This is a genomic window from Klebsiella sp. P1CD1 (genome assembly GCF_003790505.1).
Taxonomy (GTDB): domain Bacteria; phylum Pseudomonadota; class Gammaproteobacteria; order Enterobacterales; family Enterobacteriaceae; genus Klebsiella; species Klebsiella variicola.
In genome coordinates this window covers 4,555,095-4,581,507 of the sequence record NZ_CP033631.1, presented here as the reverse complement: position 1 = coordinate 4,581,507, position 26,413 = coordinate 4,555,095, and the positions used below count along the sequence as shown (strand labels likewise).

Genomic DNA, 26,413 nt, shown 5'->3' with positions numbered 1-26,413 from the left:
CCCGTTCTCTGCTGAAGGAGAGTACGCATGCTACATCATTCATTACGCGAGTGGCTTGACGACCGGGCGGCGGAACTCGACCGTTCCAGTGAACTTAGCCACGCGTTATTGCTAAAGCTGGCGCAAGCGAACCTGTTTCGTATCGGGATCGCGCCGGCGCTCGGGGGCAGCGGCGGTACGCTGCTGGATGCGATTGATGCCATTAGCGCGGTAGCCCGCCATTCGCTGACGGCGGCGTTTATGTTTTGGGGACACCGTACCTATATCGACATCCTGACGCAGGCGCCACAGAGCGCGTTATGCGATCGCATATTGCCCGATCTGCTGGCCGGCCAGCTGGCGGGGGCGACGGGTTTATCCAACGCGATGAAATTCCTCTCCGGGCTCGAAGAGCTGCAGATCGGCGGCGTAGCTGACGGGAAGGGGGGCTGGCGGCTCTCCGGGCAGCTTCACTGGGTTACCAATTTACAAACCCGCGGTTTCCAGGCGGTGACGGTTGTTCAGCCTGTTGGCGGCGGTGAACCGTTCATCGCCAGCATCGGATCCGGCCTTGCCGGCGTGTCGCGCTCTGCCGATCTTGCGCTGATGGCGATGCAGGGCAGCGCCACGGCGGCATTGCACTTTGACGATGTCGCGCTGGAAAAAGACGGGGTGATCCATTCTGCCGCCCGGACGTTTTTGCCCGCGGTGCGCCCGCGTTTTCTCGGTTTGCAGTGCGGCATGGCGCTAGGGCTGGCCGAATGTATTCTTGACGAGTGCCGCGACCGATTAAGCGACGGCCATGTGCTGCGCGGGGAATGGCAGACGCTGGCACAGCGCTATCGCCAGATCCGCAGCGACCTTTACGCCGGTGTGGAAAGCCAGCGCTTTGTACAGCAGCCCGGTGAACTGTTCCGGCTACGTATCGGGCTGGTCGAACTGGCGATAAACGGCATACAGCTGGAACTCATGCTCGCGGGAGGGCGGGCCTATCTATCGCCGCAGGGCGATCGGACCGCGCGCCGCTGGCGCGAATGTGCTTTCCTTCCGCTGGTCACCCCCAGTGTTGTGCAGCTGAAACAGCAGCTGGCAAGGCTGCCGGCATGAGCGTGTTACTGCATGCCAGCCACCTTGAGGTGGGGTATCACCGCGGGCAGGCAACGACCCGCCTGCTGCAGGATTTCAACTTTTCGCTGGCGGAAAATGAAATTGTCGCCGTAGTGGGAGCCAGCGGCGTCGGGAAGTCGAGCCTGCTGCGGATCCTCGCCGGGCTGGAAAAGCCGCTGGCTGGAGAGGTGAACTACCTCGGCCAGCCGCTGGACGGCCCGCATCCCCACCTTTCGGTGGCTTTCCAGGACCCCACGCTGCTGCCCTGGCGCACTCTGGAACAGAATGTCGCTTTTGGCCTCGATTTCCGCCATCAGCCGCGGCTTGAGGCGCACGAGCGTCAGGAACGCGTGCGGCAGGCGATTGCGTCGGTCGGTCTGATTACCCATCTCAGCAAGCTACCGACCCAGCTTTCCGGCGGGATGGCACAGCGCGTGGCGCTAGCCCGATGTCTGGCGCGGCGGCCGAAAGTGATGCTGCTTGATGAGCCGTTTAGCGCGCTGGATGAAGTCACCCGCCATGATATGCAGCGGCTGCTGATCGCCGTGCTGAATCAACACCGGATGTCGGCACTGCTGATTACCCATGATATTGATGAGGCGCTGCTGGTGGCGGACCGGGTTATTTTGCTGGGCGGCGCTCCGGGCCGCCTGATGGGCGAATGGCGCCCACAGATCCCGCATCCGCGCGATAATGCGCTGGAGGCGCTCGCTGCCCTGCGGCTGGACATATTGAAGAAACTGCGTGATGTGCGCGCGGATACCGATGCGGAGAAACGCTATGTGCCTGATGTGTGATGCGATGTCGCGCCGCGACTTTCTGAAATTGAGCGCGCTGCTGAGCGCTGGAGCCGCACTACCGCTGGTAATGCAACAGCAGGCGCGCGCCGCCGCTGAACCGGACGCGCCGGTCAGAGTCGGCTATCTGCCGATCGTCGACGCGGCGCCGCTGCTGGTGGCGCACGGGCTGGGCCTGTTCGACAAGGTCGGGGTGAAAGCCGAGCGTCCGGTGATGTTCCGCAGCTGGTCGCAACTGACAGAGGCGTTTATCGGCGGCCGGGTGAACGTGATTCATATGCTTTCGCCGGTAACGATTTGGGCGCGCTACCAGGCGAAGCTGCCGGCCAAAGTGGTGGCCTGGAACCATACCAATGGTTCGGCGCTGACCGTAGCGCCGCAGATTAGCCGCGTCGAAGAGCTGGAGGGGAAAACCGTCGCCGTGCCTTTCTGGTACTCAATACACAACGTGGTGCTGCAGCAAATATTGCGCAGCGCCGGGCTGCAGACAGTCACCGGCGCGCCGGGGAAAAAACAGGTTCGCCTGCTGGTACTTTCACCCGCGGATATGGTGCCCGCGCTGGCGGCCGGGCAAATTCAGGGTTTTATCGTCGCTGAGCCCTTTAACGCGCTAGCCGAAACACGCCATGTCGGGCGGATCCTGCGCTTTACCGGCGATGTCTGGCAAAACCACGCCTGCTGCGTGGTCATGATGCACGAAAGCGATCTCAGCATGCGCCCGGCATGGAGCCAGAGCGTGACTGACGCGCTGGTTAACGCCCAGCAGTGGATCCGCCAGCACCGGGCGGAAACGGCCCAGTTGCTGTCGCACAGCGACGAACATCGCTATACCCCACACGACGCCGACGTGCTTCGCCAGGTGCTGCTGCCGACGCCAGCGATGCAGGCTAGCTGGCACAAGGACGGCGCTATCCGCCACGATGCGTGGCACCAGCAGCGGATTGATTTCCAGCCATGGCCGTACGCCAGCTATTTCGCATCGCTCACCGACCAGCTAAAGCAGACGGTGATGGAGGGCAATAGCGATTTTCTCGCCCGACTCAACGGGCAGCAGGTCGCCGCCGATCTGGTAGCGTCGGATTTCGTGCGTCAAAGTATCGTCCGCGCCGGCGGTATGACCGCGTTTGGTCTTCCCGACGGCGCGTTTGACCGTGAGGAAACGATCGCGCCATGAAACCGATTTTAATCCGTATTGGCTGGGCGCTGCCCGGTCTGGCGCTGCTGCTGCTGATCTGGGGGGCAATCACTCACTTTGCCGGCGGAATGGCCGGGCTATTCGCGCCGGAAAACGCCTTGCGTAGCCTTCAGGAGATGCTTGCCCAGGGGGAGCTGGTGCGCAATATTGCCATCAGCTTGTCGAGGGTGGCGGTTGGCTTGGGGCTGGCGCTGATCGTCGGTATCCCGTGCGGCTTGCTGATGGGCTGCTCGGCGGCAAGCGAACGCCTGGCGATGCCGGCTCTGCAGTTTTTGCGTATGATCTCGCCGCTCTCGTGGATGCCCGTCGCCGTGATGCTGCTGGGGATCGGCGATCGGCCGATCTGGTTCTTGCTTAGCTTTGCCGCCGTGTGGCCGGTGCTGCTCAATACCGCCAGCGGCGTCAGGCAACTACCGCCCGGCTGGCTGCTGCTGGCCCGTTCGTTGAGCGCGACGCGCCGGGAAACGCTTTGGCATATTATTCTGCCCGGTGTTCGTGCCCATATTCTCACCGGCGTCCGGCTGGCCATCGGCATCCTGTGGATTGTGCTGGTGCCTTGTGAAATGTTGGGGGTCAGCTCAGGGCTGGGCTATGCCATTCTTGATGCTCGCGACCGGCTGGATTATTCCGCCCTGATGGCGGTGATTGTGACTATTGGCGCGATCGGCTTTTTGATGGACTGGCTGGCCAGGTATTTTATCCATACGGTTAGCGCCTGATCGCCCTTAACCCTCTGCCGAGGGCGAATGTTCTCGGCATGCCGTAGCGTACCAGCCCATCGGCATGGAAATCAGGGACGGTGCTTGCATGGATTGGGTCAGCCCAGCCACCTTGCGGCGTACGCATCTGAACTCGAGGCTGTACCTTCCCACAGATATAGCCCGGCAAGCCTGCTGGACTGACCCCGAACTATCCGCTTTGTGTAAGCAACGGCGCTCTAAACACAGGAGGCTATTACCATGTTATAACAGCGCTGGAGCTGAAATGACTCTCTTACAGGACCGGCTTTCTGGCGGTCCCTCTGAAACCTGATCAGGCAATAAACCTCTTCGAAACCCTAACTCTTCTGTTAGATACAAGAGAGAGCGTTCCTGTGATAAAAACTCGATTTTAACCTTAACAATTCTAAACATGTTTAACGTTTTTTTAAGAAATGAAATGCTATTAATTTATTGATATTTTTATAAAAAATATTTTTTCAGGCTGGATATATAAAAGCGTATGCATGCCATAAGACACTTCATATCGAAGCTACAGTCTTTTTAAACATCGCATCGTGGGGGTCTCTATCCAGAACAGTGTATGGCAGTTTTGATGCCCTGGTTCAGCGATAAGAACAGTGAGCTTAAGTGCGTTGGTTGCGGGGGAAAAAGTAACCCAGGCGTAACCCCAAACAGGTTTTTAAAGACAGTGGCTTATGTAACTTTTTGATTGAAATGGTGCCGATAATAGGAGTCGAACCTACGACCTTCGCATTACGAATGCGCTGCTCTACCAACTGAGCTATATCGGCCCTGCAAGAGGTGTTCACGAGCGTGAATCACGAGGCAAAAGGTTAGAACTTAGCGGGCGATGCGTCAATAGCCAGTGGAATCAACTGCCTATTTTTGCATCGCCCGTTCTCATTTACGCACGAATGGTATCGTCGCCGAAACCAATCCACTTATAGGTGGTTAACGCTTCCAGCCCCATCGGGCCGCGGGCGTGCAGCTTCTGGGTGCTGACCGCCACCTCCGCGCCAAGGCCGAACTGGCCGCCGTCGGTGAAGCGCGTGGAGGCGTTCACGTAAACGGCGGAAGAGTCCACTTCATTGATAAAGCGGTTGGCGTTACGCAAGGTGCGGGTCAGGATGGCGTCGGAATGCTGAGTGCCATGTTCGCGAATATGGGCGATAGCCTCATCCATATCGGCCACCACTTTGACGTTCAGATCCAGCGACAGATACTCGTCGTCATACTGCTCCGCTTTCACCGGCTCGACTTTCGCAGGGCCGTTTTGCAGCGTGGGGAGGGCGGAAGGGGCGGCGTGCAGGGTGACGCCGCTCTCGGCCATCTGCTTGCTTAACGCCGGCAGGAAGGTGTCGGCGATGTTGCGGTGCACCAGCAGCGTTTCCACGGTATTGCAGGTGCTCGGCCGCTGGGTCTTGGCGTTGACGATGATCTTCAGCGCAGGGGCGATCTCGGCGGTTTCATCAACGAAGATATGGCACACGCCAATCCCGCCGGTGATCACCGGGATCGTTGACTGCTCGCGGCACAGCTTGTGCAGGCCCGCGCCGCCGCGGGGGATCAGCATATCGATGTATTTATCCATCTTCAGCATTTCGCCCACCAGCGCGCGATCCGGGCTCTCAATGGCCTGTACCGCGGCGGCCGGCAGACCGCACTCCTGCAGCGCCTGCTGGATCACCTTCACCGTGGCGGCGTTGGTGCGCCAGGTCTCTTTCCCGCCGCGCAGGATCGCTGCGTTGCCGGTTTTCAGACACAGGGAGGCGACGTCGACCGTCACGTTGGGACGCGCTTCATAAATCACGCCAATCACCCCCAGCGGGACGCGGCGACGTTCAATACGCAGACCGCTATCCAGCAGCCCGCCGTCGATCACCTGGCCGACCGGATCGGCCAGATTGCACACCTGGCGCACATCGCTGGCGATGCCGCTCAGGCGCGCCGGGGTCAGCGCGAGGCGATCAAGCATCGCTTCACTCAGGCCATTGGCGCGAGCTTCAGCTAAATCTTCCGCGTTGGCGCGCAGAATATCGTCGGTCTGCGCTTCCAGATAATCGGCGATCTTTTCCAGTACTTGGTTCTTTTCCCGGCTGGAGAGTAACGCCAGCTGCCAGGAGGCCGCTTTGGCGGCAATGCCCATTTGTTCCAGCATTTTCAGCTCCTTAACGGATGATCATATCATCGCGGTGGACGGCCACCGGGCCGTATTCGTAGCCCAGAATGGCATCGATTTGCTGCGAGTGCTGGCCGGCGATAAGGCGCAGCGCGTCGCTGTTGTAGCGGCTGACGCCGTGAGCGATATCGCGTCCTTCGCTATTGCGGATGCGGATCACTTCGCCGCGGGAGAAGTTGCCGCTGACGATTTTGATGCCTTTTGGCAACAGCGAACTGCCTCTTTCGAGGATCGCCTGGGTCGCGCCCGCATCGACGGTCAGTTCACCGGCCGGCGGGGCGCCGAAGATCCAGCGCTTACGGTTCTCCAGCGGAGACTCCTGCGCGTGGAAGCAGGTGCCTACCGGCAGGCCTTCCATCGCGTGGCCGATGACGTCCGGGCGGTTGCCAGCGGCGATAATGGTATCAATCCCCGCGCGGCAGGCGACATCCGCGGCCTGCAGCTTGGTGCCCATGCCGCCGGTGCCGAGTCCGGAGACGCTGTCGCCGGCGATGGCGCGCAGCGCGTCGTCGATGCCGTAGACGTCTTTAATCAGCTCCGCCTGCGGGTTGCTACGCGGGTCGGCGGTGAACAGGCCTGGCTGGTCGGTTAACAGCAGCAGCTTATCCGCTCCGGCGAGGATCGCGGCCAGTGCGGAGAGATTGTCGTTATCGCCCACTTTGATTTCCGCGGTGGCGACGGCGTCGTTTTCGTTAATGACCGGGACGATGCTGTTATCCAGCAGCGCGCGCAGAGTGTCGCGGGCGTTGAGGAACCGTTCTCTGTCTTCCATGTCGGCGCGGGTCAGCAGCATCTGGCCAACGTGAATGCCATAGATAGAAAACAGCTGTTCCCACAGCTGGATCAGACGGCTTTGTCCCACCGCCGCCAGCAGCTGCTTGGAGGCGATGGTGGCGGGCAGTTCCGGGTAACCAAGGTGCTCGCGCCCGGCGGCAATGGCCCCGGAGGTCACGATGACAATACGGTGTCCCATGGCGTGCAACTGTGCGCACTGGCGCACGAGCTCAACGATATGGGCGCGGTTCAGGCGGCGGGACCCGCCTGTTAAAACACTGGTGCCCAGTTTTACCACCAGCGTCTGGCTTTCACTCATGATTCTCTGCCGTTCAAAAGGAATATCGATATCGAGCTGATGTTGTAGCAGGAGTCGGCCCGCTTGCCAACACCCGGGGCGGCGGGCGCGCCATTTTATTGCGCGGGATCGGGCATTCTGGAGAGGGGATGTGACAAAAATATGTCAGATACATTTAAATACTCTTTTTTATAAAAAGTTCCACCTTGTCATAAATATTTAATCTCCCGGCGTTAAAAAACTTCCTGTTTTTGATGGGCGAGCGCCCGCAATTGAATAGCGCGTATAAATAAATCACCAGGACTGAATAATGAAAAAGAGTACTCTGGCATTAATGATGATGGGCTTTGTGGCTTCAACAGCGACGCAGGCAGCGGAAGTTTATAACAAGAACGCGAACAAACTGGATGTGTACGGCAAGATCAAAGCCATGCACTACTTCAGCGATTATGACAGCAAAGATGGCGATCAGACTTACGTGCGTTTCGGTATTAAAGGCGAAACGCAGATTAACGACGACCTGACCGGCTATGGCCGTTGGGAATCTGAATTCTCCGGTAACAAAACCGAGAGCGATTCCAGCCAGAAAACCCGTCTGGCGTTCGCCGGGGTGAAGCTGAAGAACTACGGCTCCTTCGATTACGGTCGTAACCTTGGCGCCCTGTACGACGTGGAAGCCTGGACCGATATGTTCCCGGAATTCGGCGGCGATTCCTCTGCCCAGACCGATAACTTTATGACCAAACGCGCCAGCGGCCTGGCGACCTACCGCAATACCGATTTCTTCGGTCTGGTGGATGGTCTGGATATGACCCTGCAGTACCAGGGTAAAAACGAAGGCCGTGAAGCGAAGAAACAGAACGGCGACGGCGTTGGCACCTCATTAAGCTATGATTTCGGCGGCAGCGACTTCGCCGTCAGCGCGGCCTACACCAGCTCCGACCGTACCAACGATCAGAACCTGCTGGCCCGCGGCCAGGGTTCGAAAGCGGAAGCCTGGGCGACCGGCCTGAAATATGACGCCAACAATATCTACCTGGCGACCATGTACTCTGAGACCCGCAAGATGACCCCGATCAGCGGTGGTTTTGCCAACAAGGCGCAGAACTTTGAAGCGGTGGCGCAGTATCAGTTCGACTTCGGTCTGCGTCCGTCCCTCGGCTATGTGCTGTCGAAAGGGAAGGATATCGAAGGGGTGGGTAGCGAAGATCTGGTTAACTACATTGACGTGGGCCTGACCTACTACTTCAACAAAAACATGAACGCCTTCGTGGATTACAAAATCAACCAGCTGAAAAGCGATAACAAACTCGGTATCAACGATGACGACATCGTCGCGCTGGGTATGACTTACCAGTTCTGATTAACCGCAGAACCACCCGCCGCAGCCCTGGCTGCGGCTTTTTTTTAGCGGCGATTCTTCGCCAGATGCAGGGTGTCGCTGTTCATGGTGATCTGCGCGTTATACTCCTTCGGCAGACGGCGCGCCTGGTAGAACGCCGACTCCCAGTAAGGGTTGTCCAGCGAAGAGCGCATCACGCCCTGGCTGCTCGAGGCGTGAAGGAAATTATGATCGGTATCGTAAAAGCCAACGTGCATCCCGGCCCGGGTGCGGAAGAAAACCAGATCGCCGGGACGTAAATCGCGTTTATTGACCCGCACGCCCATGTGCAGCAGCTCGCGGGTGGTGATCCGCTCCATCGGCAGGTTAAAGCGATCCTTCAGCGTGCGCCAGACGAAACCCGAGCAGTCGACGCCGCTTTGTTCAGTACCGCCCCATTCATAGGGGGTTCCCTGCCAGGTGTGCATCTGATCATGCAGGGCCGCCACCACCGGGATCAGATCGTCCGATCCGCCGTCAATGGTCATATCCGCATGAGATTTTGTGTTCTTTGCCTGTTTCGGTGAGGAGGAGCATCCTGCCAACAACAAAAAAGGAATTAAAAAGAGAGCATGCGTCAGTTTTGGCTTCATATCGTTATTTTCGAAGTAGCAAGCAGACTGCTTTGTTTTATAGCCGATTAAAAAGAACGGCTGAATAAGCCGAGGCCGCCTTTACGTTTATTTACGATTAAAAATAAACAACCAGTCGAGAGATCACCCATAAAAGGCAGTTGTCACTTCCGAACGGCCTGTGCCAGGATTCTGATTAAACATTTCACGAGGCATTCCATGACGCATTACGCCATCTCTGGTGAGACTTTGCCCGGCGCCGCTTTCGACGCGGGGTGGATGACGTCTGCGCTTCATCATTGCTTCACCACGCTCTGCCCACCGCCTCCCCCTCCAGACCGGGTTGTTTTCGACGCTTAACGCCGTCTTTAGCAGGCGCTTACCTGCCGGTATGACGCTTGATACCTTGTGTTTGACGTTCTGGAGCATGCTATGCACGTTCGCTATTCTCTGCTCGCCTCGCAGGCGACAACGGCCATTTTTGTGCTGCTGTGGGGCAGCGCGGCCATCTTCACCCGCTGGGGACTGGACAACGCTTCGCCGATGGCGCTGCTGGTCTTTCGTTTTCTGATTGCCCTGGTCGCGCTGACGCCGCTGGCCATCGCCCGTCGGCGATGGCTGCCCGCGCCGGGCACCCGCCTGCAGACAGCGGCCACCGGCCTGATGCTGATTGGCGGCTATTCGGTCTGTTACTTTGAGGCGATGGCTAACGGTGTGACGCCGGGACTTATCGCCACCATCATGGGGATCCAGCCCATCCTTACGCTTTGCGTGGTGGAGCGTCGCCTGCAGGGGCGGCGGCTGTCAGGACTGCTGATTGCCCTGGCGGGGTTGGTGCTGCTGGTGTGGCGCAGCCTGGCGGCCTCGCCGATGGCGATGGTGGGGATCCTGTTTGCGCTGGCGGCTCTGCTGCTGATGACCTTTGGCGCGCTGTGGCAAAAGCGCAGCCGTCAGGCGCCGGCGGATGTCCTGCCGCTGCAGTACGCCGTCAGTCTGGGGCTGTGCCTGCTGATTGCCCCGGTCAGCGGCTTCCAGTTTACCGTTAACGCCGGGTTGATTATTCCGGTGCTGTTTCTCGGGCTGCTGATTTCGGTGGTCGCCCAGTTGCTGCTGTATCGTCTGCTGAGCGCGGGAAATATTGTCAATGTCACCAGCCTCTTTTATCTGGTGCCAGTGATCACGGCGCTGCTGGATTATCTGCTGCTGGGCAACCGGCTGCCGGCGGCGGCGATGGTCGGTATGATGGCGATCATCGGTGGGATCGTGCTGGTGTTCCGCACCGCGAAGGTCCGCGCCGGCTGATGGCGAGCCGGGCGCTGCGGCGTCCGGTTCATTTTCCTGTCATCTTTTTTACGCATGCTCCCGGCAGCTTATTTTGACCAGTAAGGGAAAGTACCATGGGCAACACGCTGACGATTTTTGATCTCGATAACACCCTGATACAGGGCGATAGCAGTACGGTCTGGAGCCAGTTTATGGTTCGCGAAGGGCTGGCGACGCAGAAGGGGTATCTTGCCCGCGAGGCGCGGCTAATGGCGGATTATGACCGGGGAGAGATGAATATCGCCGATTATGTGGCCCTGATCCAGGCGCCGCTGGCCGGAATACCGAAGTCGGACGTTGATGCGCTGGTGGCCCGCTGCGTGCGCGAGGCGATCCTGCCCCGGGTCTATCCGCAGGCGTGGGAGCTCATTCGTCGTCTGCGGGCCGAGGGGGAGCAGATGCTGATTATCTCCGCCTCGGTTAGCCTGCTGGTGCAGGCGGTGGCCGCCGCGCTGGAGATTGATCAGGCGCTGGGCATTGACGTGGAGATGGTCGACGGCGGCTACAGCGGGGTCATTGCCGGGATCCCCAGCTATCAGCAGGGGAAGGTGGCGCGTCTGGCGCAGTGGCGCGAGGCGCATCCGCAGTATGACGGCGAGGTGACTTTCTATACCGATTCCATTAACGATCTGCCGCTGTGCCTGCATGCGGATCGCGTGCGGCTGGTCAATCCCTGTCCGCAGCTGCAGGCGGCGGGTGCCGGATATGGCTGGCCGGTGCTGAGCTGGCGGCTGGAATAGCAACAACGGTGAATAAATTAACGGCAGGGCGCACGAACCCCTTGCCGGGTAAGGCGCAGCCGCCACCCGGCGGAATAACGGTACAAGCGTAAATTTCCCTGTGCATACTGCGCCTGGCAGGGCTACAACTTCTATGTTATTTCCGGACAGATAGCGCTCCCAATATTTTTTCTGCACTATGTCACTCATGGCGCAGGGAGCGCACAGGGGGCGGCCAGTCGCCGCCGCCCCCTGTACCCCCGGGCTCCGGCCAGCAACATCGCCACTGCGTGGTGCCTTCGACTTATCCCTGCAGGCTTCGGGTCGGGCCGAGGCAGCATCCCTGCAAAACACGGCCCTCAGCCCGCATCCATGCGGGCTGCCCCGGCCTTCCGGGAACGTCTCAGCGATGTTGAGGCCGCCAGCACCGGCAGTTTCAGTTGCCCCAGGCCCGGCGGTGAGTCAACAGCCAGTCCTGGACGAGTAGGCCGGATAAGGGAAGCCGCCATCCGGCGCAAAGGTGTGCTAGCGTCCGCCCTGATACAGCGGCACCGCGGCGCCGCCGATATAGCGACGGCGCAGCCAGGCGGAAAGGGTGTCCATGATCATCACCACCGCCACCAGCAGCAGGGTGATAAACATCACCACATCCCAGTTCCACAGGCGCATGTTCTCGGCATAGATAAGCCCGATACCCCCGGCGCCGACGAAGCCCAGCACCGCCGCGGAGCGGGTGTTGGATTCAATCTGATACAGGCTCAGGGCGAGGAAGGTCGGGAACGACTGGGTAAAAATGCCAAAGCGATGCTTTTGCAGGCAGTTCGCGCCCACGGCGGTCAGCCCGCGCCCGGGCGAGCGGTCCACGGCTTCGTGTCCTTCCGCGTACAGCCGTCCCAGCAGACCGGTGTCCTGCATGATGATCGCCAGCACCCCAGCCAGCGGCCCGAGGCCGACCGCGCGCACGAAAATCAACCCCCAGATAGCCATGTCGATCCCGCGCAGCACATCAAACAGGCGGCGCATCAGCAGGGCAAGGGTCCCCAGCACCACGCCGCGCATGATGTTGCGGGCGGCAAAGAAGGAGAGCAGCAGCGCCAGCACCGTGGCGGTCAGCGTCCCGGCGAAGACGATAGCCAGGGTGATGCCGATTTGCGTGAAGTAATAGCCGAACGGCCAGTTCCAGAAGTCGTGCCAGACGAACATCCGCGCCAGGTAGCGGCCAATCTGCTGCAGACCGGTGGTCAGTTGCTCGCCGCTGATGCCAAACTGCAGAAAAAACCAGACGTAATAGAGCACGCAGGCCAGCGCCACCAGCCCGACGTAGCGCAGGTAGCGCCCCTGAACCTGATAGAGCTGTTTATGCTGCCGCCGGCTGGCGGCGATATCCGGTTGCATGTGCCAGACGCTCATTTCTTACCCTCCAGTACCCACAGGCGCAGACGACCGGACAGCATGTCCAGCGCCGACACCACCAGAATGATCAGCAGCAGGGTGATGCTCACCTGATCGTAGCGGTCGAGCTTGATATTGGTCATCAGCTCCTGGCCGATACCGCCCGCGCCCACCAGCCCGAGAATCGTCGACGAACGGAAGTTGATTTCAAGCCGCATAAAGCCGTAGGAGAGAAACAGCGGTTTCACTTGCGGCCACAGGGCGAAGCGGATTTTCTGCAGCGGCGACGCGCCGCAGGCCGCCAGGCCGCGTACCGGTTTGTTTTGCGCGCTCTCCACCGCCTCGTAGAACAGTTTGGTCAGGCTGCCGACGGTGTGCAGCATCAGCGCCAGAAATCCCGGGATCGCGCCGATGCCGAACGCCATGACAAAGATCACCGCCCACGCCAGCTCGGGCATGGTGCGCAAAAACGCCACCAGTACCCGAATGGCAAAGCGTACCGGCGCTGGGGTCCAGGCGTTGTTGGCGGCGAGGAACGCGAAGATGGTGGCAATGGCGACCGCCACCAGCGTCGAGGCCAGCGCCAGCTGCAGGGTTTCCCAGATGAGCGGCAGCTGGATCGGCAGGCGATAGCCCCACCAGGCCAGCGAGCCTTTGGTCTGCACATCGGCGAACAGGTTACCGGCACTCAGAGGCGGAATGGTCTCTGCCATATAGTCAAAGAAGTGGGGCAGCGAGTGCCAGATGGTCAGCAGATTAAATTCTGCGGCGCTGCCGGCGGCAAAATAGAGCGCCAGCAGGAGTAACGACCAGCAGACGGTATCGCGCTTTTGCCGCGAGCGTACCTGCTGGTAATAGCGTTCAAATTCGGTGTGGGTCGTCTTCATGCGTCGGGGATCTTCAACGTAGCGCCGCCGCTCACCCTGGGGGCAAGCAGGCGGCGTTGAGGCAGGATTAACGCGCGCTCACCAGCTCGCGTTTCATGTCGATAATCTGCTGGAAGTCAGCCACGCTGCCCGGACCGATGTGCTGGGTACCGCCCATCGCTTTGATAAAGCAGGCGTGATCCTCGGTGTCCAGTTTTTTCACTGCCGCCACGACCTTCGCCTTAAAGTCCGCCGGCAGCGCATTGCTTACCAGGATCGGGCCGTTCGGGATCAGCGGTGATTGCCAGATAATGCGGATCTGCTTCATCAGATCCGGATGATCCATGCGAATCAGACGGTTGAACGCGCCGGTGGTGTAGCCGGTGTTGTAATCGCCGACCATCGAGGTCCAGGTGACCGCGCCCGCGAACTGGCCGTTCAGCACGCCGAGGATGTCCTGCTCGTGGCCGCCGGAGAAGGTGACGCTGGAGAAGGTATTGTTGTATTTGTTGTCGGCGTTTCCGCCAAATTTTTCTTTAAACGCATGGTTAGGGATCAGATACCCGGAAGTGGAATCCGGATCGGCGAAGCCGAACGCTTTACCTTTTAAATCGTCCAGCGTTTTGTACGGGGAGTCGGCTTTGACGATCACCACGGAGTGATAGCCGCGAGACTGATCTTTATCGTCCACGGCGATGCCGACGATATCCACCGCTTTCGGGTTATTGATATAAACCGAAGCGTAAGAGGAGGGGGACATGCTCAGCACCACGTCGACTTTGCCCCCCAGCAGACCCTGGATCACCCCGGAATAGTCGGAAGAGTTACGCAGTTTGGTATCCACGTTCAGCTCTTTATCGAGGAAGGTCTTCACACACTGGTTATCACCGATTTGCTGGGTGGCGTTCTGCCCGCCGAGAATGCCCAGATTCAGCTCTTTCGGCTGCGCTGCCGCTGCCTGCCATGCCATCATCATGCCCGCGACCACTGCGGATAAACGAACTGCGCCAGTCATATATTTTTTCATTATGTTGCCCGTGTGAGTGAAATTAATGCAATTGGCTAACTTCATCGCCGTACAGCTGCTGCAGCACATCCTGCGTCAGCCGGGAGGGGTGATCGTCAAAAATAAGCTGGCCGCTGGCGACGCCGATAACCCGGGTGCAGTAGGCCTTCACCAGCTCTACCGAATGCAGGTTCACCATCACGCTGATGCCCTGCTCGCTGATCTCGCGCAGCACATCCATGATGCGCTGGGTGTTCTTCGGATCCAGCGAGGCGACAGGTTCGTCGGCCAGCAAAATGCCGGGGTTTTGCATCAGCGCCCGGCAGATTGCCACCCGCTGCATCTGTCCCCCGGAGAGATTCTCCGCCCGCTGCAGCGCGTGCGGCAGCATGTTCATCCATTCGAGCAGCGCAATGGCGCGCGCCCGGTCGGCGGCGGGGAAAATTTTAAACAGCGACTTCAGGGTTGAAGTCTGGCTGAGGCGGCCAAGCAGGACGTTGGTGAGCACGTCGAGGCGCGGTACCAGGCAGAAGTCCTGAAAGATCATCCCGCACTGACTGCGCCAGGCGTTGAGTGAGCGGCCTTTCAGCTTTGAGACATCGTGTGGCATACCGACTTCCGGATAGCTAAGAATTTCACCGCCGCTGGCGCTGTGCGTACCATTAAGGACATGCAGGAGCGTCGATTTACCGGCGCCGGAGCGGCCAATGACCCCGACCATTTCACCGGCGTGCAGGTCAAAGCTGATGCCGTCCAGCACCTTGTGCTGAGCATGATAGGCTTTCGTCAGGTTACGCACGCTTAAGACCTTCCGCTGCAGGCCGGCATCGAGATCGGTGAACGGCTGGAAATCAGTTTCGGCCACCGCGGCAAGAGAGCTGTTCATAAGAGTGTCCAGGTTCGTCATTAACTGGGCACTATTAATAGGTCTTTATATGAAATTTCGATGACGGTATTGCGAACAAAGCGTGAACAGGCGGGAAAAGGCGGGGATGACAGGCCGACCGCGCGGCTTGCTGACCGCTGGCGAAGCCTTGAAAAGCGGCTATGCTTTCGGGGGGCGCGAAGGCTGGCGCACCCGTGACGGCAGGCACCTATCGGCAAAACTCGTTTTATCTTGCTAATGAGGTCTGTTTAATCGAATAGATAATGCTTCTACCTTTGTTTAGCATTCATCATTCCGCAGAATTAACATATGCATAACTATTTTGTGTGGCAGGTTAATCTATTCATGTGACTTATGAATTGGTAAATCATCCTGGTTATTGCTTATATTCAGATTTATATTCTTTATTTTGTTGTTAATTTGGTTTATTTGACAACTCCATCCTGCCCCTCATTAAGAATATTCCTAACATAATAGGGCGAAGATCCTGGGTAATATAAAGCACAAGTAAGAATTGAGGGTAATATTGCCAATAACCTCATGAAAATAAATGTCTTTTTCCACTCCTCAAAAATCCGATATTTTCAGTTTTTGTAAATATTGACCCAGGCACGAAATTGATTGCCTGTCCGCGTGTTGACACTCCATAGGAAAAAACTTAAATTCAACGCCATGCAGAAATAATTAAAATTAAACCCGGCTTATCAAATATTGATAAGTAATGCGTGTCTTATTTAATGGCGATTTATTAAAGGAAGCGAATACGCCAGTTAACTTTGTAGGCCTGGCAAACAGTGAAGTTGTAAAAATGATTACTTCAAGGACTATGAGGTTAAAAACTATATGGAATATAAATGCTGTTCCGATAAGTACATTTGGTCTGCCCATGACTCCTACTTCTATAAAGGACTATCCGAACTCATTCTGGATATCGATGAATTAATTTATCTGTCGCAGGAGAAGATTAGAAATGATTTTGTGTTTATCAATCTCAACACGGCTTCTTTAAATGAATTTATCAGGCGCGATAGCGAATGGCTATCCGCGGTAAAGGGGAAACAGGTCGTATTGATTGCGGCCAGGAAATCAGAAGCCTTAGCAAATTACTGGTATTACAATAGCAATATTCGCGGCGTGGTATATGTTGGCCTGAGTCGCGATATTAGAAAAGAACTGGCCTACGTAATTAATGGCAGATTTCTCCGCAAAGATATTAAGAAAGATAAAATTACTGACCGGGAAATGAAAATAATCCGCATGACCGCTCAGGGCATGCAGCCGAAATCGATCGCCAGAATTGAAAATTGTAGCGTGAAGACAGTATATACCCATCGGCGCAATGCTGAGGCCAAACTGTATTCCAAAATATATAAGTTAGTTCAGTAACACCCAGGCAATATTGTTTTTTAAATGGTTCACCGGGACATCATGTCCTTAATTCAACTCAGGATGAAAAAGCGATGAAAAAAAAGGTTCTGGCAATAGCTCTGGTAACAGCGTTTACCGGTATGGGTGTGGCGCAGGCTGCTGACGTAACGGCTCAGGCTGTTGCGACCTGGTCGGCGACCGCTAAAAAAGACACCACCAGCAAGCTGGTTGTGACCCCGCTCGGCAGCCTGGCATTCCAGTACGCCGAAGGCATTAAAGGCTTTAACTCGCAGAAAGGTCTGTTTGACGTGGCGATTGAGGGTGACGCAACGGCGACCGCCTTTAAGCTGACCTCGCGCCTTATCACCAACACCTTAACCCAGCTGGACACCTCCGGCTCCACGCTGAGCGTGGGTGTGGATTATAACGGCGCCGCGGTCGAAAAAACGGCAGATACCGTGATGATCGATACCGCTAACGGCGTGCTGGGCGGCAACCTCAGCGCGCTGGCTAATGGCTACAACGCCAGCGGCCGTACCACCGCGCAGGATGGTTTCACTTTCTCCATCATCAGCGGCACCACCAACGGCACCACCGCAGTGACCGATTACAGCACCCTGCCGGAAGGGATCTGGAGCGGCGACGTCAGCGTCCAGTTCGACGCCACCTGGACCAGCTGATCCTTCTGATGCACCAGCAGGGGGGGCTCCCCCTGCTTTTTTCACGGACGGAATTGTTATGAAAAAGCACCTTCTGGCTCTCGGGCTGCTGCTTGTCGGGGTGTCGCCGGCGCAGGCGCTGGATGTCGGCGATATCTCATCTTTTATGAACAGCGGCAGCAGCACGCTGAGCAAAACAATCAAGAACAGCACAGACAGCGGTCGACTGATCAATATCCATCTCGAACGGCTCTCTTCCCCGCTGGATGGTGGGCAGGTTATCCCGATGGATAAACCGGATGAGGTGCTGCTTACCCCCGCCAGCCTGCTGCTACCCGCTCAGGCCAGCGATGTCATCCGTTTCTTCTACAAAGGCCCGGCGGATGACAAAGAGCGTTACTACCGCATTGTCTGGTTCGATCAGGCACTCAGCGATGCCCAGCGCGATAACGCCAACCGCAGCGCGGTAGCGACGGCGTCCGCCCGCATCGGCACCATTCTGGTGGTGGCGCCCCGGCAGGTGAATTACCGCTTTCAGTACGCCAACGGCTCTCTGACCAACACCGGGAATGCGACGCTGCGGATCCTCGCCTACGGCCCTTGCCTGAAGGCCGCCGACGGTAAGGAGTGTAAAGAGAATTACTACCTGATGCCGGGTAAATCGCGCCGTTTTACGCAGGTGGACACGGCGAATAAAAAAGGACGGGTTGCGCTTTGGCAGGGTGAGCAGTTTGTTCCCGTGAAATAGACAGTTGTGCAGATGGATAACGACGATGCCTCTACGACGGATTTCCCCAGGACTGAAAACGCAGCTTGCCTTCGGCATGATCTTTTTGTTCGTTCAGCCCGACGCCAGCGCTGCTGCCGTACGTGCCCAGCAGATTGGCGGGGTGATTATTCCGCAGGCCTTCAGCCGGGCGCTGCAGGACGGTATGAGCGTCCCGCTCTATATTCATCTTGCCGGCAGCCAGGACACCCGTGACGATCAGCGGATCGGCAGCGCCTTTATCTGGCTGGACGACGGCCAGCTGCGTGTCCGGCAGATCCAACTGGAGGAGAGCGAGGGGAACGCCAGCGTCAGCCAACAGACCCGACAGCAGCTGATCGGCCTGGCCAACGCCCCGTTCAGCGAGGCACTCACCATTCCCCTGACCGACAGCGCGCAGCTGGATCTCAGCCTGCGCCAGCTGCTGCTGCAGCTGGTGGTCAAACGCAAGGCGCTGGGCACCGTGCTGCGCTCGCGCAGCGAAGATATCGGTCAGTCCAGCGTGAACACCCTCAGCAGCAACCTGAGCTATAACCTCGGCGTCTATAACAACCAGATGCGCAATGGCGGGAGCAACACCTCCAGCTACCTGTCGCTGAACAACGTCACCGCGCTGCGGGAGCATCACGTGGTGCTCGACGGCTCGCTGTACGGGATCGGCAGCGGTCAGCAGGACAGTGAATTATATAAGGCCATGTATGAGCGCGATTTCGCCGGCCACCGCTTTGCCGGCGGGATGCTCGACACCTGGAACCTGCAGTCCCTGGGACCGATGACCGCTATTTCGGCCGGCAAGATTTACGGCCTTTCCTGGGGGAATCAGGCCAGCTCCACCGTCTTCGACAACAGTCAGTCGGCCACGCCGGTGATTGCCTTTTTACCGGCGGCGGGCGAGGTGCATCTCACCCGTGACGGCCGGTTGCTGAGCGTCCAGAACTTCGCCATGGGCAACCATGAAGTGGATACCCGCGGCCTGCCGTACGGTATTTACGACGTGGAAGTGGAGGTGATCGTTAATGGTCGGGTGGTCAGCAAACGCACCCAGCGGGTCAATAAGCTGTTCAGCCGGGGACGCGGCATCGGCGCGCCGCTGGCGTGGCAGGTATGGGGCGGCAGTTTCCATATGGATCGCTGGTCGGAAAGCGGCAAAAAGACCCGGCCGGCAAAAGAGAGCTGGCTGGCAGGCCTCTCGACCTCCGGGTCGCTCAGCACCCTGAGCTGGGCGGCAACGGGCTATGGCTACGACAACCAGGCGGTGGGGGAAACCCGCCTGACGCTGCCGCTGGGCGAGTCGATCAACGTTAACCTGCAGAATATGCTGGCCAGCGACAGTTCCTGGAGCAGCGTCGGCAGCATCAGCGCCGCGTTGCCCGGGGGCTTCAGTTCAGTGTGGGTCAACCAGGAGAGAACCCGCATTGGCGATCAATTGCGGCGCAGCGATGCCGACAACCGGGCGATCGGCGGCACCCTCAACCTGAACGCGCTGTGGTCGAAGCTGGGGACGTTCAGCGTCAGCTACAACGATGACCGCCGCTACAACAGTCATTACTACACAGCGGATTACTATCAGACGGTCTACAGCGGCGCCTTTGGATCGCTCGGCCTGCGGGCGGGGATCCAGCGCTATAACAATGGCGACAGCAGCGCCAACACCGGGAAATATATCGCTCTCGATCTCTCGCTGCCGCTGGGCAACTGGTTCAGCGCCGGGATGACCCATCAGAACGGCTACACCATGGCTAACCTATCAGCGCGCAAGCAGTTTGATGAAGGCACTATTCGCACCATCGGCGCCAATCTGTCGCGGGCCATCTCCGGCGATACCGGGGATGACAAAACCCTCAGCGGCGGAGCGTATGCCCAGTTCGACGCCCGCTACGCCAGCGGCACGCTGAACGTCAACAGTGCGGCGGACGGCTACGTCAACACTAACCTCACCGCCAGCGGCAGCGTCGGCTGGCAGGGCAAAAACATCGCCGCCAGCGGACGAACTGACGGTAACGCCGGAGTGATCTTCAACACCGGGCTGGAGGACGATGGTCAGATTAGCGCCAGGGTTAACGGGCGGATTTTCCCGCTCAGCGGCAAGCGTAACTACCTGCCGCTCTCTCCCTATGGCCGCTATGAGGTGGAGCTGCAGAACAGCAAAAACTCGCTCGATAGCTACGACATCGTCAGCGGGCGTAAGAGTCATCTGACCCTTTATCCGGGCAACGTCGCAGTGATTGAGCCAGAGGTGAAGCAGATGGTCACCGTCTCCGGTCGTATTCGTGCAGAAGACGGCACGCTGCTGGCGAATGCGCGGATTAACAACCATATCGGCCGTACCCGGACCGATGAAAACGGCGAGTTTGTCATGGACGTGGATAAGAAATACCCCACTATCGATTTCAGCTACGGCGGCAATAAAACCTGCGAAGTGGCGCTGGAGCTCAGCCAGGCACGCGGCGCCGTCTGGGTCGGGGATGTGGTCTGCAGCGGCCTCTCGTCGTGGGCGGCGGTGCAGCAGACAGGAGAAGAGAATGAAAGTTAATGCACTGATGGCGCTGGCGATCCTCGCGCTGCTTTGGCCGGCAACCGCACTCAGGGCGGCGGTGACCAAGACCACCTGGTCGGATGCGCCGGCGCGCGAGTTTGTGTTTGTTGAAAACAACTCCGACGACAACTTTTTCGTCACCCCCGGCGGGGCGCTGGATCCGCGTATGACCGGCGCTAACCGCTGGACCGGCTTAAAATACACCGGCTCCGGCACCATTTATCAGCAGAGTCTCGGCTATATCGATAACGGCTACAACACCGGGCTCAATGCCAACTGGAAGTTTGATATGTGGCTGGAAAACTCGCCGGTTTCGCACCCCTTAACCGGCCTGCGCTGCATCAACTGGTACGCCGGGTGCGATATGGCCACCAGCCTGATCCTGCCGCAAACCACCGACGCCAGCGGGTTTTATGGCGCGACGGTGACCAGCGGCGGCGCGAAGTGGATGCACGGCATGATGTCGGACGCGTTTTATCAATATCTGCAGCAGATGCCGGTCGGCGGCAGCTTTACGATGACCATCAATGCCTGTCAGACCTCGGTGAACTACGATGCCAGCAGCGGTGCGCGCTGTAAGGATCAGGCCTCCGGTAACTGGTATGTGCGCAACGTCACCCACACCAAAGCCGCGAACCTGCGGTTGATTAATACCCACTCGCTGGCGGAGGTGTTTATCAACAGCGACGGCGTGCCGACCCTGGGAGAAGGGAACGCCGACTGCCAGACGCAGACCATCGGCAGCCGCGCAGGATTAAGCTGTAAGATGGTCAACTATACCTTGCAGACCAACGGCTTAAGCAACACCTCGATCCATATTTTCCCGGCGATCGCCAACTCGTCGCTGGCCTCGGCCGTCGGGGCGTACGATATGCAGTTCAGCCTCAACGGCAGCTCCTGGAAGCCGGTGAGCAATACCGCTTATTACTACACTTTCAACGAGATGAAGAGCTCAGACTCGATCTATGTTTTCTTCTCCAGCAACTTCTTTAAGCAGATGGTGAATCTCGGGATCAGCGATATCAACACCAAGGATCTGTTCAACTTTCGCTTTCAGAACACCACCTCGCCGGAGTCAGGCTGGTATGAGTTTTCCACCTCCAACACGCTGATTATCAAGCCCCGTGATTTCAGCATCAGCATTATCTCGGACGAATATACCTCGGCGCCGTCGCGCGAGGGATATGTCGGCAGCGGCGAACCGGCGCTCGATTTCGGCTACATCGTCACCACCAGCGGTAAAACGGCCGCCGATGAAGTGCTGATCAAGGTGACCGGACCGGCGCAGGTGATTGGCGGGCGTTCCTACTGTCTCTTCAGCTCTGATGACGGTACGGCGAAAGTACCGTTCCCGGCGACGCTCTCTTTTATCACCCGCAGCGGCACGACGCAGACCTACGATGCCGGGTGCGATGACAGCTGGCGGGATATGACCGATGCGCTGTGGCTGACCACGCCATGGACCGATATCTCCGGCGAAGTGGGGCAGATGGATAAGACCACGGTGAAATTTTCGATTCCGATGGATAACGCCATTTCGCTGCGGACGGTAGACGATAACGGCTGGTTTGGCGAAGTCAGCGCTTCAGGAGAGATTCATGTCCAGGCGACGTGGCGCAACATTAACTAAGGCCCTGCTGACGGTGGGCTGCCTGCTGGCAGCGCCGCTGGCGCAGGCGATCTCGGTCGGCAACCTGACCTTTTCCCTGCCGGCCGAAGCGGATTTCGCCAGTAAACGGGTGGTCAACAACAATAAAAGCGCGCGGCTGTACCGCATCGCCATCAGCGCCATCGATCGTCCGGGCGGCAGCGAAGTACGCTCCCGGCCGGTGGATGGCGAACTGCTGTTTGCCCCCCGCCTGCTGGTGCTGCAGGCAGGTGAGAGCGAGTATTTTAAATTTTACTATCATGGTCCGCGGGATAACCGCGAGCGCTACTATCGGGTCTCGTTTCGCGAAATCCCCACCCGCAACCTGACGAGGCGCAGCCCGACCGGCGGCGAGGTCAGCATGGAGCCGGTGGTGGTGATGGATACCATTCTGGTGGTGCGCCCACGCGAGGTGCAGTTTAAATGGTCTTTCGATAAGGTGGCCGGGACGGTGAGCAACACCGGCAATACCTGGTTCAAGCTGCTGATTAAACCCGGATGCGATTCGACCGAAGAGGAGGGGGACGCGTGGTATCTGCGTCCTGGCGACGTGGTTCGCCAGCCGGCATTGCGCCAGCCGGGGAACCACTATCTGGTTTATAACGACAAATTTATTAAGATCAGCGATACCTGCCCGGTGAAGCCCCGTCCCGCGGAGTGAGCCTTATCCGGCGGTCGCGCGGCGGGTAAAACGCCGGCTGGCCAGCAGGCTCAGACCGCAGCACAGCAGGTAGTACACCGCGCCGGTGAAGACGAAGATCGCCAGGGGATAGATTTGCACCCGGTTGTTGACCTGACCGGCCACGGTGGTCAGCTCCGGGACGTTGACGATAAACGCCAGCGACGTGTCTTTCAGCAGGCCGATAAAGATCCCCACCAGCGAGGGCTGAACATTGCGCAGCGCCTGCGGGAGCAGCACCAGGCGCAGCGTTTGCCCGGGGGCGAACCCCTGGGTCAGCGCCGCCTCATACTGTCCTTTCGGCAGCGACTGCAGCCCGGCCAGCACCGAGTGCATCACCGATGCGGCGGTAAACCACGCCAGCGCCAGGGTCACGGTCACCGCGCCGGGCAGATCGCCGCCGGTCAGCATCGGCAGCAGATACCACAGCCAGAAGATGACAAATATCAGCGGGATGCCGCGAATAATTTCCGCCCACAGAAACAGCAGACGCCGCACCAGCCCCCCGTAGCGCCAGGCCAGGCCCGCCAGCGCAATGCCTCCCGGCAGCGCCAGCAGGGTGGCGCCGATGGCCATCAGCAGGGTCAGCGCCACGCCGCCGGGCTGGCCCTCCGCCAGTCGGCCCCACAGCAGGTAATCGAGGTTATCGGCGATCACCGCCAGATTAGCGTTCATGTTGGGCGCTCCGTTGCAGTTTTCTTCCCGGGCCGAGACGCGTTAGCGCCACGCCCATCGCCACCCCCAGCGCCAGGTACAGCGCGGTACCGACGGCAAACGCCTCCAGGGCGTGCGCGTTATAGCTCTCAATCTGTCGTACCTGATAGGTCAGTTCCGCAAAGCCGATGCCGCTGGCCAGCGATGAGAGTTTCATCAGGTTAAGATACTGGCCGACAATCGGCTGCCAGGCGTTGGCCAGCCCCTGCGGCAGGAGGATAAAGCGCAGCTCCTGCCACGGGGTAAAACCCTGCGACAGCGCGGCTTCCCGCTGCCCGTGGCTGACGGCGCGCAGTCCGGAGGCGATCTCTTCCACCAGAAAGGCGGAGGTAAAGACCCCCAGCCCCCACATCGAGCAGAGGAACTCCGGCGTCAGCCACCAGACGTTACCCGGCAAAATGGACCAGGCGTGTTCGTCGTTCACCACCTCCTTCACCGCCAGCGGCAGCAGGTTCCAGGCGGCAAAGTACCAGAACAGCAGCTGGACCAGCAGCGGAGTGTTGCGAAACAACGAGACCCACGCGGCCACCAGTCCGCGCCCCGCGCGGCCGCCGCCGAGGCGCAGGGCCAGCAGCAGGACCGCCAGCAGGGTGGCGAGCAGGATCCCGGCGACGCTGACCCAGACGGTGGTGAGAAAACCAGAGATAATCCATTGCAACGGCTGCCCGCTCAGGACGCCGTGCCAGTCAAGCATCGGCGTCACTCGAGGCTCTCCTGGTGCAGCGGATCCAGCACCTTCTGCAGAAAACGCCGTGCGCGGGCATGCTGCGGATGGGCGAAAAACTCGGCCGGCGGGGCGACCTCGAGAATGTCGCCGCCGTCGATAAACACCACCCGGTCGGCAATTTCCCGGGCAAACTGCATCTCATGGGTCACCACCAGCATGGTGATCCCGCTGTGGGCGAGGGTTTTCATCACCTGCAGCACTTCGCCGATCATCTCCGGGTCGAGCGCCGAGGTGGGCTCATCGAACAGGATAATCTGCGGCGAGGAGGCCAGGGCGCGGGCGATCGCCACCCGCTGCTGCTGGCCGCCGGAGAGCTGCGCCGGCATCTGCTGCGCTTTTTCTTCCAGTCCGACCTGGCGCAGCAGCGCCAGCGCCCGCTCCTGAGCCGCGCTTTTCCCCCAGCCGTGAACGCGCTCCAGCGCCAGAGTGATGTTCTCCTGCGCCGTCAGGTGGGCGTAAAGGTTGAACTGCTGGAAAACAAAGCCGACGCGGCTGCGCAGCTGGCGCAAGGCGCTGCCGCTCAGCCGGCTGGTCGGTTTATCGTCGATCAGGATCTCGCCGCCGCTTAAGGATTCGAGCTGGTTGATCAAGCGGATCAGCGTCGATTTTCCCGAACCGGAAGGGCCGAGGATCGCCACCACTTCGCCGGGCTCGACCTGCAGGTTGATGGCGTTTAGCACCTGATGATCGCCGTAGCGCTTGGCCACATCACGGAACGTAATGCTGGCGCGCTGCAGACGTGAAAAATCCGCGGCCGGGGCCGCGGAGTGGGAGAGTAAACCCGAGAACATATTATTTCGCTTCTATGGTAAAGGCGCGCGGCTGCGGCGTTTTAGTGGCAGGTCCAAACCAGACATCATAGATTTTCGCGGCTTCGCCGGTTTTCTCCAGCTTCACCAGCTCATCGTTAACGGCTTTCAACAGGGCCGGTTCGCCTTTCTTCACTCCCACGCCAATCTCTTCTTTGCTGAGCAGGTCGGGCAGAATTTTAAACTTGGCTTTATCCGGCGCTTCCGCCAGCAGACCGGCGAGGATGGTGCTGTCCTGGGTGATGGCCTGGACGTTGCCGTTGCGCAGGGCGGTCAGGGCCAGCGGAATATCGTCATAGGAGAGGACGCGAGCCTGCGGGAAACGCTGGTGCAGGGCTTGCTCGCCGGTGGTGCCTTTCACCGCGCCGATGCGCGCTTTGCTGTACTCATCGAGCTTATCCGGAGAGCCGGCCGGCACGAGGAACTGCTGGCCGGTGACGAAATACGGCGTCGAGAAATCAATAACCTGGGCCCGCTCCGGGGTGATGGTAATGTCGGCGACGATCAGGTCGGCTTTGCCGGACTGCAGCAGCGGAATACGGTTGGCCGGGTTGGTGGCCACCAGCTCGAGTTTGACGCCGAGCGCTTTCGCCAGCGCCTGGGCAAAGTCGACATCATAGCCGACGATATGGTGGGTTTTGGCATCCACGGAGCCGAACGGCGGGTTGGCGTCGAAGGTGGCGACTTTCACGACGCCGGCGGCTTTGATGTCAGCCAGCTGGTCTGCCTGTGCCTGAGACGCGAGCAGCAGCATACCCAGCGCCAGTGCAATTTTTGTGGTTTTATTGCGCATGTTTTTTCCCCTGAATCCCTGTTTTGTTTTGTGGACATCACGCTCCCACAAATTCCCCGTCGGCGGCAAAGAAGAAAAAATTCTTATCTATAACGAAAAAGAACTTAACAAACCTGTGGGTATTCTTTATGCGCCGCTGGCGTTTTACCGGCGCGGCAACGATTGCCGGGTGGTTCCCTCTCCCTCAGGGAGAGGGTTAGGGTGAGGGGATAGGAGCGGGCGTAATATGCGCCAGCCAGGATTGCAAATTCGGAATTAATATTTCCCGCGCCCGGCCAACTGTGGTTGAAATAGACCCAGGCGATTCGCTTCCCGACAGAGGAGAAAATGAAAGTGGCATTGTGGCAACGATTAACGGGCTGGCTGGCTTTTTTGTCCAACGGTGAAGCCGGACAGCAGGATACCCAGCGCGTCATGGAGGCGATACTGCCGGTGGCCAGCCTCTACGGCGTGGACATTGGCAACGTGGAAACCCGGTGGTTCCGTCATGATAAGACATACTGAGCGACGCAGGACGC

At 58.9% G+C, this 26,413-nt stretch carries 25 protein-coding genes and 1 tRNA gene; 14 read left to right on the top strand and 12 right to left on the bottom strand.

Going from position 1 to position 26,413, the window contains the following annotated elements:
- The first annotated feature begins 27 nt into the window (after nucleotides 1-27).
- Genes DTA24_RS22750 through DTA24_RS22735 form a run of 4 tightly spaced genes read left to right on the top strand, consistent with a single transcriptional unit; the run spans nucleotide 28 to nucleotide 3,797 of the window.
- Nucleotides 28-1,086 carry an acyl-CoA dehydrogenase family protein gene (locus DTA24_RS22750; RefSeq protein ID WP_008805293.1) on the top strand — a complete coding sequence of 353 codons (1,059 nt, stop codon included), beginning with the start codon at nucleotides 28-30 and terminating at the stop codon, nucleotides 1,084-1,086.
- Entirely contained in the window at nucleotides 1,083-1,883 is an 801-nt protein-coding gene (locus tag DTA24_RS22745; protein ID WP_008805294.1) for an ABC transporter ATP-binding protein, read from the top strand. The genes DTA24_RS22750 and DTA24_RS22745 overlap by 4 nt, the downstream gene beginning before the upstream one ends.
- The gene (locus tag DTA24_RS22740; protein ID WP_064142614.1) at nucleotides 1,867-3,057 is read left to right on the top strand and encodes an ABC transporter substrate-binding protein; all 1,191 of its coding nucleotides are present in this window, start codon (nucleotides 1,867-1,869) and stop codon (nucleotides 3,055-3,057) included. The genes DTA24_RS22745 and DTA24_RS22740 overlap by 17 nt, the downstream gene beginning before the upstream one ends.
- Nucleotides 3,054-3,797, top strand: a complete 744-nt coding sequence (locus tag DTA24_RS22735) for an ABC transporter permease (RefSeq protein WP_008805296.1) — start codon at nucleotides 3,054-3,056, stop codon at nucleotides 3,795-3,797. The genes DTA24_RS22740 and DTA24_RS22735 overlap by 4 nt, the downstream gene beginning before the upstream one ends.
- Before the next feature lie 718 nt (nucleotides 3,798-4,515).
- On the opposite strand, the gene DTA24_RS22730 is transcribed toward DTA24_RS22735, so the two are convergent.
- From DTA24_RS22730 to proB, 3 genes are all read right to left on the bottom strand, one after another.
- Nucleotides 4,516-4,591: transfer RNA gene (locus tag DTA24_RS22730), tRNA-Thr, on the bottom strand.
- A gap of 113 nt (nucleotides 4,592-4,704) precedes the next feature.
- Nucleotides 4,705-5,958, bottom strand: coding sequence for a glutamate-5-semialdehyde dehydrogenase (gene proA / locus DTA24_RS22725; RefSeq protein ID WP_016160355.1), 1,254 nt, complete (start codon nucleotides 5,956-5,958; stop codon nucleotides 4,705-4,707).
- A 10-nt stretch (nucleotides 5,959-5,968) separates the two neighbouring features.
- Nucleotides 5,969-7,072 (bottom strand): glutamate 5-kinase, encoded by a 1,104-nt coding sequence (proB, locus tag DTA24_RS22720; protein WP_008805306.1) that lies wholly within the window; start codon nucleotides 7,070-7,072, stop codon nucleotides 5,969-5,971.
- Nucleotides 7,073-7,361: 289 nt separating this feature from the next.
- Between proB and phoE the strand changes: the two genes are divergently transcribed.
- Entirely contained in the window at nucleotides 7,362-8,414 is a 1,053-nt protein-coding gene (phoE, locus tag DTA24_RS22715) for a phosphoporin PhoE (protein WP_008805307.1), read from the top strand.
- 44 nt (nucleotides 8,415-8,458) lie between these two features.
- Here phoE and DTA24_RS22710 read toward each other — a convergent pair whose 3' ends face one another.
- The gene (locus tag DTA24_RS22710; RefSeq protein ID WP_004222859.1) at nucleotides 8,459-9,025 is read right to left on the bottom strand and encodes an NlpC/P60 family protein; all 567 of its coding nucleotides are present in this window, start codon (nucleotides 9,023-9,025) and stop codon (nucleotides 8,459-8,461) included.
- 411 nt (nucleotides 9,026-9,436) lie between these two features.
- On the opposite strand from DTA24_RS22710, the gene DTA24_RS22700 reads away from it, so the two are divergent.
- Both DTA24_RS22700 and DTA24_RS22695 read left to right on the top strand, forming a co-directional pair.
- Nucleotides 9,437-10,306 (top strand): DMT family transporter, encoded by an 870-nt coding sequence (locus DTA24_RS22700; protein ID WP_110196596.1) that lies wholly within the window; start codon nucleotides 9,437-9,439, stop codon nucleotides 10,304-10,306.
- A gap of 95 nt (nucleotides 10,307-10,401) precedes the next feature.
- Nucleotides 10,402-11,067, top strand: a complete 666-nt coding sequence (locus DTA24_RS22695) for an HAD family hydrolase (RefSeq protein WP_012542740.1) — start codon at nucleotides 10,402-10,404, stop codon at nucleotides 11,065-11,067.
- Nucleotides 11,068-11,571: 504 nt separating this feature from the next.
- Here the strand turns inward: DTA24_RS22695 and phnE (DTA24_RS22685) are convergent.
- The 4 genes from phnE (DTA24_RS22685) to phnC all read right to left on the bottom strand — a co-directional run bounded on the left by phnE (DTA24_RS22685) (nucleotide 11,572) and on the right by phnC (nucleotide 15,196).
- Nucleotides 11,572-12,456, bottom strand: coding sequence for a phosphonate ABC transporter, permease protein PhnE (gene phnE, locus DTA24_RS22685; RefSeq protein WP_063106204.1), 885 nt, complete (start codon nucleotides 12,454-12,456; stop codon nucleotides 11,572-11,574).
- Nucleotides 12,453-13,325 carry a phosphonate ABC transporter, permease protein PhnE gene (phnE, locus tag DTA24_RS22680; RefSeq protein WP_012968864.1) on the bottom strand — a complete coding sequence of 291 codons (873 nt, stop codon included), beginning with the start codon at nucleotides 13,323-13,325 and terminating at the stop codon, nucleotides 12,453-12,455. Before phnE (DTA24_RS22680) ends, phnE (DTA24_RS22685) begins: the two co-directional genes overlap by 4 nt.
- Nucleotides 13,326-13,392: 67 nt before the next feature.
- Entirely contained in the window at nucleotides 13,393-14,331 is a 939-nt protein-coding gene (gene phnD, locus DTA24_RS22675) for a phosphonate ABC transporter substrate-binding protein (RefSeq protein WP_032691132.1), read from the bottom strand.
- Between the two features lie 22 nt (nucleotides 14,332-14,353).
- Nucleotides 14,354-15,196, bottom strand: a complete 843-nt coding sequence (phnC, locus tag DTA24_RS22670; RefSeq protein ID WP_012542738.1) for a phosphonate ABC transporter ATP-binding protein — start codon at nucleotides 15,194-15,196, stop codon at nucleotides 14,354-14,356.
- Between the two features lie 843 nt (nucleotides 15,197-16,039).
- Here phnC and ecpR point away from each other — a divergent pair.
- The 6 genes from ecpR to DTA24_RS22640 all read left to right on the top strand — a co-directional run bounded on the left by ecpR (nucleotide 16,040) and on the right by DTA24_RS22640 (nucleotide 22,834).
- On the top strand, nucleotides 16,040-16,582 hold the full coding sequence (gene ecpR / locus DTA24_RS22665) for an ECP biosynthesis operon DNA-binding transcriptional regulator EcpR (RefSeq protein WP_123837072.1): 543 nt from the start codon (nucleotides 16,040-16,042) through the stop codon (nucleotides 16,580-16,582).
- A gap of 74 nt (nucleotides 16,583-16,656) precedes the next feature.
- Nucleotides 16,657-17,244: a common pilus major fimbrillin subunit EcpA gene (ecpA, locus tag DTA24_RS22660; RefSeq protein WP_012542737.1), complete on the top strand. Its 588-nt coding sequence runs from the start codon at nucleotides 16,657-16,659 to the stop codon at nucleotides 17,242-17,244.
- 58 nt (nucleotides 17,245-17,302) lie between these two features.
- Nucleotides 17,303-17,971, top strand: a complete 669-nt coding sequence (locus DTA24_RS22655; protein WP_008805316.1) for a fimbrial chaperone EcpB — start codon at nucleotides 17,303-17,305, stop codon at nucleotides 17,969-17,971.
- Between the two features lie 25 nt (nucleotides 17,972-17,996).
- Entirely contained in the window at nucleotides 17,997-20,522 is a 2,526-nt protein-coding gene (locus DTA24_RS22650) for a fimbrial biogenesis outer membrane usher protein (RefSeq protein ID WP_072045906.1), read from the top strand.
- Nucleotides 20,512-22,155, top strand: a complete 1,644-nt coding sequence (ecpD, locus tag DTA24_RS22645) for a fimbrial adhesin EcpD (protein ID WP_110195995.1) — start codon at nucleotides 20,512-20,514, stop codon at nucleotides 22,153-22,155. The genes DTA24_RS22650 and ecpD overlap by 11 nt, the downstream gene beginning before the upstream one ends.
- Nucleotides 22,124-22,834 carry a fimbria/pilus periplasmic chaperone gene (locus tag DTA24_RS22640; protein WP_123837071.1) on the top strand — a complete coding sequence of 237 codons (711 nt, stop codon included), beginning with the start codon at nucleotides 22,124-22,126 and terminating at the stop codon, nucleotides 22,832-22,834. The genes ecpD and DTA24_RS22640 overlap by 32 nt, the downstream gene beginning before the upstream one ends.
- A gap of 3 nt (nucleotides 22,835-22,837) precedes the next feature.
- On the opposite strand, the gene DTA24_RS22635 is transcribed toward DTA24_RS22640, so the two are convergent.
- The 4 genes from DTA24_RS22635 to DTA24_RS22620 are packed head-to-tail and all read right to left on the bottom strand — an operon-like array spanning nucleotide 22,838 to nucleotide 25,895.
- Entirely contained in the window at nucleotides 22,838-23,527 is a 690-nt protein-coding gene (locus DTA24_RS22635; RefSeq protein ID WP_008805320.1) for an amino acid ABC transporter permease, read from the bottom strand.
- Nucleotides 23,517-24,269 carry an amino acid ABC transporter permease gene (locus tag DTA24_RS22630; protein WP_012968860.1) on the bottom strand — a complete coding sequence of 251 codons (753 nt, stop codon included), beginning with the start codon at nucleotides 24,267-24,269 and terminating at the stop codon, nucleotides 23,517-23,519. The genes DTA24_RS22635 and DTA24_RS22630 overlap by 11 nt, the downstream gene beginning before the upstream one ends.
- Entirely contained in the window at nucleotides 24,266-25,084 is an 819-nt protein-coding gene (locus DTA24_RS22625; protein WP_008805322.1) for an amino acid ABC transporter ATP-binding protein, read from the bottom strand. Before DTA24_RS22625 ends, DTA24_RS22630 begins: the two co-directional genes overlap by 4 nt.
- A gap of 1 nt (nucleotide 25,085) precedes the next feature.
- Nucleotides 25,086-25,895, bottom strand: coding sequence for an ABC transporter substrate-binding protein (locus DTA24_RS22620; RefSeq protein ID WP_002890106.1), 810 nt, complete (start codon nucleotides 25,893-25,895; stop codon nucleotides 25,086-25,088).
- A 327-nt stretch (nucleotides 25,896-26,222) separates the two neighbouring features.
- Here DTA24_RS22620 and DTA24_RS22610 point away from each other — a divergent pair, with 327 nt between their 5' ends.
- Nucleotides 26,223-26,399 carry a hypothetical protein gene (locus tag DTA24_RS22610; protein WP_012542732.1) on the top strand — a complete coding sequence of 59 codons (177 nt, stop codon included), beginning with the start codon at nucleotides 26,223-26,225 and terminating at the stop codon, nucleotides 26,397-26,399.
- Nucleotides 26,400-26,413: the final 14 nt, after the last annotated feature.

Bases quoted from the DNA above. Each gene is read 5' to 3' on its own strand.
- DTA24_RS22750 (WP_008805293.1), top strand. From the start codon at position 28: ATGCTACATCATTCATTACGCGAGTGGCTTGACGACCGGGCGGCGGAA.
- DTA24_RS22745 (WP_008805294.1), top strand. From the start codon at position 1,083: ATGAGCGTGTTACTGCATGCCAGCCACCTTGAGGTGGGGTATCACCGC.
- DTA24_RS22740 (WP_064142614.1), top strand. From the start codon at position 1,867: ATGTGCCTGATGTGTGATGCGATGTCGCGCCGCGACTTTCTGAAATTG.
- DTA24_RS22735 (WP_008805296.1), top strand. From the start codon at position 3,054: ATGAAACCGATTTTAATCCGTATTGGCTGGGCGCTGCCCGGTCTGGCG.
- proA (WP_016160355.1), bottom strand. From the start codon at position 5,958: ATGCTGGAACAAATGGGCATTGCCGCCAAAGCGGCCTCCTGGCAGCTG.
- proB (WP_008805306.1), bottom strand. From the start codon at position 7,072: ATGAGTGAAAGCCAGACGCTGGTGGTAAAACTGGGCACCAGTGTTTTA.
- phoE (WP_008805307.1), top strand. From the start codon at position 7,362: ATGAAAAAGAGTACTCTGGCATTAATGATGATGGGCTTTGTGGCTTCA.
- DTA24_RS22710 (WP_004222859.1), bottom strand. From the start codon at position 9,025: ATGAAGCCAAAACTGACGCATGCTCTCTTTTTAATTCCTTTTTTGTTG.
- DTA24_RS22700 (WP_110196596.1), top strand. From the start codon at position 9,437: ATGCACGTTCGCTATTCTCTGCTCGCCTCGCAGGCGACAACGGCCATT.
- DTA24_RS22695 (WP_012542740.1), top strand. From the start codon at position 10,402: ATGGGCAACACGCTGACGATTTTTGATCTCGATAACACCCTGATACAG.
- phnE (WP_063106204.1), bottom strand. From the start codon at position 12,456: ATGAGCGTCTGGCACATGCAACCGGATATCGCCGCCAGCCGGCGGCAG.
- phnE (WP_012968864.1), bottom strand. From the start codon at position 13,325: ATGAAGACGACCCACACCGAATTTGAACGCTATTACCAGCAGGTACGC.
- phnD (WP_032691132.1), bottom strand. From the start codon at position 14,331: ATGAAAAAATATATGACTGGCGCAGTTCGTTTATCCGCAGTGGTCGCG.
- phnC (WP_012542738.1), bottom strand. From the start codon at position 15,196: ATGAACAGCTCTCTTGCCGCGGTGGCCGAAACTGATTTCCAGCCGTTC.
- ecpR (WP_123837072.1), top strand. From the start codon at position 16,040: ATGGAATATAAATGCTGTTCCGATAAGTACATTTGGTCTGCCCATGAC.
- ecpA (WP_012542737.1), top strand. From the start codon at position 16,657: ATGAAAAAAAAGGTTCTGGCAATAGCTCTGGTAACAGCGTTTACCGGT.
- DTA24_RS22655 (WP_008805316.1), top strand. From the start codon at position 17,303: ATGAAAAAGCACCTTCTGGCTCTCGGGCTGCTGCTTGTCGGGGTGTCG.
- DTA24_RS22650 (WP_072045906.1), top strand. From the start codon at position 17,997: ATGCCTCTACGACGGATTTCCCCAGGACTGAAAACGCAGCTTGCCTTC.
- ecpD (WP_110195995.1), top strand. From the start codon at position 20,512: ATGAAAGTTAATGCACTGATGGCGCTGGCGATCCTCGCGCTGCTTTGG.
- DTA24_RS22640 (WP_123837071.1), top strand. From the start codon at position 22,124: ATGTCCAGGCGACGTGGCGCAACATTAACTAAGGCCCTGCTGACGGTG.
- DTA24_RS22635 (WP_008805320.1), bottom strand. From the start codon at position 23,527: ATGAACGCTAATCTGGCGGTGATCGCCGATAACCTCGATTACCTGCTG.
- DTA24_RS22625 (WP_008805322.1), bottom strand. From the start codon at position 25,084: ATGTTCTCGGGTTTACTCTCCCACTCCGCGGCCCCGGCCGCGGATTTT.
- DTA24_RS22620 (WP_002890106.1), bottom strand. From the start codon at position 25,895: ATGCGCAATAAAACCACAAAAATTGCACTGGCGCTGGGTATGCTGCTG.
- DTA24_RS22610 (WP_012542732.1), top strand. From the start codon at position 26,223: ATGAAAGTGGCATTGTGGCAACGATTAACGGGCTGGCTGGCTTTTTTG.